The sequence below is a fragment of the Streptomyces sp. CNH287 genome, from assembly GCF_000424825.1.
Genome location: NZ_AUKQ01000043.1, coordinates 1 through 2,723, shown reverse-complemented (window position 1 = coordinate 2,723; position 2,723 = coordinate 1). Strand labels below are relative to the sequence as shown.

At 67.1% G+C, this 2,723-nt stretch carries 1 protein-coding gene; it reads right to left on the bottom strand.

All coding sequences use genetic code 11. The features are described 5' to 3' along the window. Window positions 1–484: 484 nt before the first annotated feature. Window positions 485–2,464 carry a tetratricopeptide repeat protein gene (locus H299_RS35895; RefSeq protein ID WP_051262782.1) on the bottom strand — a complete coding sequence of 660 codons (1,980 nt, stop codon included), beginning with the start codon at window positions 2,462–2,464 and terminating at the stop codon, window positions 485–487. Window positions 2,465–2,723: the final 259 nt, after the last annotated feature.

Sequence of the window (2,723 nt, the reverse complement as noted above, 5' to 3'; positions counted from 1 at the left end):
CCGCGATCCGAGCCTGACGGAATCCGCTCTGCGGATTCCTCAACTCAGCAGTTAGGTAGGAGTGTTAGGCGCGTGACGGACTGTACGCCGGGTTCTGTTCCGGCACCGCGCCATCGCAATGCACCTGCCCTGCTTCAGCGAAGCTATGGAAGCAAAAAACTATGGGAAATCTGAAACTTGGCTGGGAGCCTGTCCGATCATGACGCGTTCACCAGTTGTCGCCATCTCTCCCGAGCGCTGGACGAACAGACCGCAGGAGCCGACTGTCTGTTGGAAGGAATGGCAGCGGGTCCGTATGCCGGCGTGGCTCAGTACAGCGAACGGGACTTGATCGTCGGTCAAGTCGAGGCTGGTGAAGAGGTTCGCGCTGGCCGTCCCTGAGTGGGGTCCAGGTAGTGAGCTAGTGGTGCAGCGGGTCGTATGTCCGGTCTCGATGTGATGGTGCAACAGGTGGCGTCCGTGCAGGAGCTGGCGCACTGAACTGTCACGGCATTTCGGTGCGAATGCGCTCGCGCTGCGTGGCAGCCCAGCTGTAGGACGGATTCAGGGCGAGGGCACAGTCGAGGTCTGCCAGGGCCTGCGCCCGTCTGCCGAGTGCCTCGTTCGCCATTGACCGTCTGCCGAGCGCCCAGGCATATCCGGGATCCAGTCCAAGGGCACGGTCGTACTCGGCGATCGCCTCTTCGTGCCGCCCTTCCTGCCGCAGACACTCTCCTCTCTCGCCTACGATCCACGCGTTCTGCGGTGACAACGCCATTGCCCGGTCCAGATCTGCCCACGCCCCGGCGGTGTCGCCCAGCGAACGGCGTACACGGCCCCGACGCACCAGGGACCAGATGTGGTCGGGCTTGATGTCCAAGGCGTGCTCAAGGTCGGCTAGCGCCGCCGCAGAGCGCCCCTGGCTGTGTGCCGCCTGCGCCCGGCTGGCCAGCGCCCACACGTGACCGGGTTCGATGCTTAATACCCGGTCGAAGTCGGCGATCGCCTCATCGTGACGGTCCGCCATCCTGTAGGTCTCCCCCCGGTGCCAGTAGGTACGCACACCGTGTATTCGCCGCTCGACAGCCCGGTCGTGGTCCTCCAGCGCCTTCTCGTACTGACCGAGTGCGCGGTGAATCAAAGCTCGGCCGGTGTAGGGGCGGGGCTTGTCGGGTGCCAGGGCAATCGACTGGTTGAAGTCGGCCAACGCCGCGTCATACATCCCCGCACGACTGTGGCATTCGCCCCGGACCATCAAGGCATTGGCGCGTGCCGGTTCGTCAAGTTCCGTTCGGGAAAGAAGCCGCCCAAGCAGCTTCTCGACGCCACGCTGCTCGTCCCGCACCGCGGCAAGACAATCCCCTCCCCAGTCCCGCAACGTGTCGTCCCCGGATGCCTCGCCCGCTTCGGTGATCGCCTGGGCCCAGCGGCGTGCCGCCTCCCCTCCGTTGCTGCACGCCCAGGGGCCGTCTCCGAGTGCTTGTGCGAGCGCGGTTCTCGGCTCTGCGCACAGCAGGTGGTATGTCTCCTCCAGGCGTTCCGCCCACCAGGGGTCGTGCTCCACTTGCGCCCAACGCGCCATCCCGGCTCCGGCCGCTTCTCGGCGTCGCCCGAATGACTCCGCCAGATGGCTGTGGGCTGCGCGCCATCGATCAGGCGACGTGGTGCGCTGGAGCCGCAGCATCGGGTCGCGTACAACGTCGTGGTAGCGGACGATGCCGCCGCTCCCCGTTACGAAGGGCAGGGTGCGCAGCCAGCCGTACAGGGCTGTCGCGTCGCCGCGCGACGCGACAGCGGTGAGCGCCGCCTTGAAAATGTCCTCGTCCAGTTGCCGCGGCAGTGCTCCGTCGAGGGCGGCCGCGCGGCGGACCGGGTCCCGCTCCCACTTCAAGAAGCGTTCGACGGCGGTGGAGCTGGGGTCGTCGCTGCTCCCCTGACGTACGGCGTTCTCGGCGAGGGTCGATACGAGGACAGGTAGCCGCCCGGAGAGCCTGAGCACGTTCCGTACCACCTCCTCGTCCACCACTCCCTTGGCAGCGAGGAGCTGCCTGGCTTCGGAGTCGGTGAAGGATGTGAGTGGGAATTCGGTCACCAGGTCGGCACAGTCCGCCCAGCGGTTGGGGTCGAGCGGCCCTTGACCGGAGAGCGTGAGCACGCTGTGTGCGGGCAGCGAGCCGTACCGGCCGCTGGCGATCATGTCGTGCAGCCAGGTGTCGAGGAAGGGGCCGGTGCGTTCGTAGGTGTCGAAGAAGAGCGCGATCCACGGTGCATCGGCGGCGACCCGGTCCAGTTCGGCGATCAGGACCGGTGTAAGAACCTGGAGCGGGTCGAGGAGCAGCTGCACGTCCTCGGCCTTGCCGAAGCGGGAGCCGAGGGCGACCCGGACATGATCAGTGCCACGGGCAAGTTGAGCCGGGTCGACGGCGCCAGCGAGCGCGCCGACCGCTGGCAGCATGCCCAGACCCACCAGCCCCGCCTGGGCCACGGCCAGTACCCCTGCCGTCGGGCCCTGCTCGGGCTGCGCGAGAGACGCGGCCGACTCCGCCTCGTACCGCCGCCGACGGTAGCTCTCAAGCAGGCGGTCGAGGGCCTTGAGTGGCCGCCCTTGCCGGGCGAATTGGCCGCTGAGCGTCTCCAGCGCTTCCGGGACACTGAGCCTTTTCCATCTTGATCAGGTGGCGAGTTCGAGGGCGACGACGGCACGGACGGCGGCTGTGATCCGGGTGGTGCTGCAGCGGAGTTTC